Origin of the sequence: Kitasatospora sp. NPDC093558 (assembly GCF_040683475.1) — a bacterium.
In the GTDB taxonomy this organism is placed as follows: Bacteria; Actinomycetota; Actinomycetes; order Streptomycetales; family Streptomycetaceae; genus Kitasatospora.
Genome location: NZ_JBFBDY010000735.1, coordinates 1 through 2,803, shown reverse-complemented (window position 1 = coordinate 2,803; position 2,803 = coordinate 1). Strand labels below are relative to the sequence as shown.

At 71.0% G+C, this 2,803-nt stretch carries 3 protein-coding genes; 2 read left to right on the top strand and 1 reads right to left on the bottom strand.

What is annotated here, in order from left to right:
- Positions 1–882, bottom strand: an 882-nt coding sequence (locus AB0O00_RS34480) for an MMPL family transporter (protein ID WP_363658580.1), incomplete at its 3' end; no start/stop codon positions are given.
- A 256-nt stretch (positions 883–1,138) separates the two neighbouring features.
- Here AB0O00_RS34480 and AB0O00_RS34475 point away from each other — a divergent pair.
- Both AB0O00_RS34475 and AB0O00_RS34470 read left to right on the top strand, forming a co-directional pair.
- Positions 1,139–1,813, top strand: a complete 675-nt coding sequence (locus tag AB0O00_RS34475) for a TetR/AcrR family transcriptional regulator (RefSeq protein ID WP_363658578.1) — start codon at positions 1,139–1,141, stop codon at positions 1,811–1,813.
- 248 nt (positions 1,814–2,061) lie between these two features.
- Entirely contained in the window at positions 2,062–2,727 is a 666-nt protein-coding gene (locus tag AB0O00_RS34470; protein ID WP_363658576.1) for a hypothetical protein, read from the top strand.
- Positions 2,728–2,803 lie beyond the last annotated feature (76 nt).

Here is a 2,803-nt window from a genome sequence, read left to right as displayed (position 1 = left end):
CTCCCCCTCCCCCGGCATCCCCGCCCCCGCGACCGCGGCGCCGCGCATGAACGACAGGCCCATCGCGAACAGCCCGAGCATGCTGACCACCACGGTCATTCCGGCGACCACGACCGCGCGGCCCGCGGTGTCCAGCGCGGCGACCGTGGCGGCCTCGGGTTCGAGCCCCTCGGCGCGCCACTCGCGGAACCGGGTGACCAGCAGCAGCGCGTAGTCGATGCCGACGCCGATGCCCAGCATCGCGGCGAGCGAGGTCGACCAGTCCGGGACCGGCATGATCGCGGCGAGGACCGGCAGCAGGGCGCTGCTGACCGCGAGCCCGCCGAGCGCGGTGAGCATCGGCAGGCCGGCGGCCACGACCGAGCCGAAGGTGATCACCAGGATCACGGCGGCGGCCGCGATGCCGATGCCCTCCGAGCCGATCGCGCCCTGCTCGGCCTGCTGGACCGTCATGCCGCCGAGGTGGACGCGCACGCCGCCGTCGACGGGGCGGGCGAGGTCGAGCAGCCGCTGGGTGTCCGCCTTCGGCATGTCGGGGGCGACGGCGACGTCCAGGTGGATCTGCCCGAGGGCGGTGCGGCCGTCGGCCGACACCTTGCCGCGCGGGCCGTACGGGTCGTCGATGCCGCTGACGTGCGGCACCTCGGCCATCCGGGCGAGCAGGTCCTTGACCCGGTCGCGGGTGGCGGCGTCGGTCACGCTGCCGTCGGAGGTCAGCACCAGGCTGATCGATTCACCGCCCAGCCCGGGGAAGTCCCGGGCCAGGAGCTGTTGGGCCTGCTTGGAGTCCGAGCCGGGCGCGGTGTAGTCGGCGCTGTACTTGGCGCCGAGGCCGGCCGAGAGGCCGAAGGCCGCGCCGGCGGCGAGCAGCCAGAGCAGCACCGCGCGGCCCCGGTTCCGGAAGCTCCAACCGGCTATTCGGCCGAGCGGGCCGGGTCTGTGTGGTCCGCTCCCCCCGGCGGCTGTCCGCCGATCCTCGCGCGGTCCCTGGGACATGTGGTCCTCCGTACGTCGTCAGGGGCCCCGTCCCCCCGGCAAAGCGTTACGCTTCATAACGCGTCTTATAAAGCGTAACGTTTCCCCCGACGGGTACGGATTGTCAACGCGGTGACTGGCGCAGCGAGCCGATGGAGATGCGATGACGGGTGGGTCGACCGATGAGAGCGGGGGGCGGAGCCGCCGTGAGCGGCTGCGCGCCGGCACCGTGGAGGAGATCAAGCACGCGGCCCTGGGCCTGATCGTCGAGCGCGGCGCCGCGAACCTCCGCTTCACCGACATCGCCCGCAGCATGGGGATGACCCCGCCCGCGCTGTACCGCTACTTCGCCGACCGGGACGAGCTGCTCACCGCCCTGGTCGCCGACTCGTATGACAGCCTGTCGGACGCGTTGACGGCGACCCGCGGGACCGTGCCGCCGGACGACCTGGACGGACGCTTCCTGGCCACCTGCACCGGCTACCGCACCTGGGCGCAGCGGAATCCGGAGCGCTTCGCCCTCATCTTCGGCTCCCCCGTGCCCGGGTACGCGGCCCCACCGGACGGACCGACCGTGGTGGCCGGCCGGCGGGCGATGGAGCACATGGTCGAACTCGTCGCCGACACGGCCGAACGCGGCCGGCTCGGCAGCCCGCTGGTGCCGGACGCGGCGGAAGCCCTGATGCTGGCCTGGGCCACCGTGCACGGCTTCGTCACCCTCGAGGTGCACGGCCACTTCCACACGGTCGACCAGGACGCGCGGGACCGCCTCTTCGCCGTCCAGGCGGGCGTCGCCGCGCGCACCGCGGGCCTGTCGCCGGCCGTGGACCAGCGGTGATCAAGGCCCGCGCGTGGAGCCGGCCATGGCTTGGGCGGCGAGGACGGCACCATCCGCGACCACCACGCGTCCCCGACGCGCCGGCCGGCGGCCCGTAGCCGAGCAGGGCCTGGTCGTCGAGGTCGGCCGTGAGGGGCCGTTCCACTCCTGGGCAACGCCCAACGAGGTAGTCGGCGCTACGGTGTTGACGCGCGAACAGACACTAGGCGGGGACCTCGGTATGGATCAGGGGCAAGACGACCAAAGGCGTGCTCGGCAAACGGTGCGCAACCACGTCACTGGCCATCCGGTTCATCCTTGAACTGCTCAACACCCGCACGACCGACACCGAGTCGGTCCCTGTGATGTTCAGCCTCGGGTCATGGAACCCCGCTACCACCTCACTACGTGACTGGCTCACAGACCAGATGGTTCGCGACTATCCCGGTCTGGCCGCTCTTGATCACAGCGGGGCAAGTCTGGCCCGCGCCCTGGTCGATGACGGGAGGATCCTGCCAGTCCTGGACGGGTTTGATGAAATTGCAGCTGGCCTGCGCCGCGCCGCGCTGGAAGCGCTCAATGCCATCACTACACCACTGGTGGTAACCAGCCGCCCGGACGAGTATGCCGCGGCCGTCGCTTCGACCGACGTACTCACTGCCGCCGCGGGGATCGAACTCGACGACCTCTCCCTGGCCGACCTGACCGACTATCTGCCACGCACAACCCGCAAGATGACCGCCAACAGTGGGCATACAGCCGCCGCGTGGGACGCCCTCCTGGCCTGTCTGCGCGACCAGCCCGGCATTCCGGCCTCACGCAACCTCGCTGCGGTGCTGTCGACCCCACTTATGGTCGCACTCGCCCGCACCATCTACAGCGACACCCCAGAACACGACCCTGCAGCCCTGCTAGACCCAATACCAGTGACTTAAGGATCTCTGCTGGTAGGCTACCTGTCCAGGAGGTGCCTGGATGCCACGCCCTGGACAGGTCAAGTCGGCAACGGAC